This window comes from Bartonella sp. AA2SXKL, from assembly GCF_042197205.1.
Classification (GTDB): domain Bacteria; phylum Pseudomonadota; class Alphaproteobacteria; order Rhizobiales; family Rhizobiaceae; genus Bartonella.
Genome location: NZ_JBHIRN010000129.1, coordinates 1 through 745, shown reverse-complemented (window position 1 = coordinate 745; position 745 = coordinate 1). Strand labels below are relative to the sequence as shown.

The window sequence follows — 745 nt, the reverse complement described above, 5'->3', positions numbered from 1 at the left end:
ACATTACACTTCGTCCATAGTCTTAATGGTTCTGGTACGGCTGTTGGTCGTTGTCTTATTGCCGTTCTTGAGAATTATCAGCAGGCTGATGGGTCAATTATTATACCCGATGTTCTACAACCTTATATGAGGGGCATGCGTTGCATAACTGCTTAAAAATTTGCAAAAGGAGAACGGATATACGCTTATTATTGACAAATGATAGCATAAAAACACAAGACGATGCCATTTTAAAAGAAATAAAGTGTGTATACAATGGTATAATGACTCTGTTGGAGATCGAATGATAGTATGGATCAAAAGGGTATTTTACGATTTCATGAGGAGCTAGCTAGTCTTGTGCTAAAAATGCGCAGCAAAGGAATTGATGATGTTCGCTTTTTTACGGCATTGGAGAAAATTCCGCGTCAACAGTTTGTCAGTTCTCCTTGGTTTAAGAGCGCTTATGATAATAAAGTTATTCCAATTGAGTGTGGTGAATATATTGAGCGTTTGGAAGAGCAGCTCTTGATTCTTTATGCTTTATCTTTGAAAAAAAAACATCGTGTCTTAGAGATTGGTACCGGTTCTGGTTTTTGTACTGCCTTTATGGCATGCCTTAGTGACCGTGTGATAACAGTTGATCGCTATAAAACGCTTGTTGATTTGGCGCGTCAAAAATTTCAAACTTTAGGCATTGAAAATATTGTTGTACGGCAGATTGATGGAAGCCGTATTATTACAGGTTTTGGATCGTTTGATCGTA

1 protein-coding gene and 1 pseudogene are annotated in these 745 nt (G+C 37.7%); both read left to right on the top strand.

Going from position 1 to position 745, the window contains the following annotated elements:
- Positions 1-156 (top strand): annotated as a pseudogene (locus tag ACFINS_RS10230) (serine--tRNA ligase); the annotation flags it as partial.
- A 135-nt stretch (positions 157-291) separates the two neighbouring features.
- A partial coding sequence (pcm, locus tag ACFINS_RS10225; RefSeq protein WP_375706205.1) for a protein-L-isoaspartate O-methyltransferase occupies positions 292-745 on the top strand: 454 nt, incomplete at its 3' end.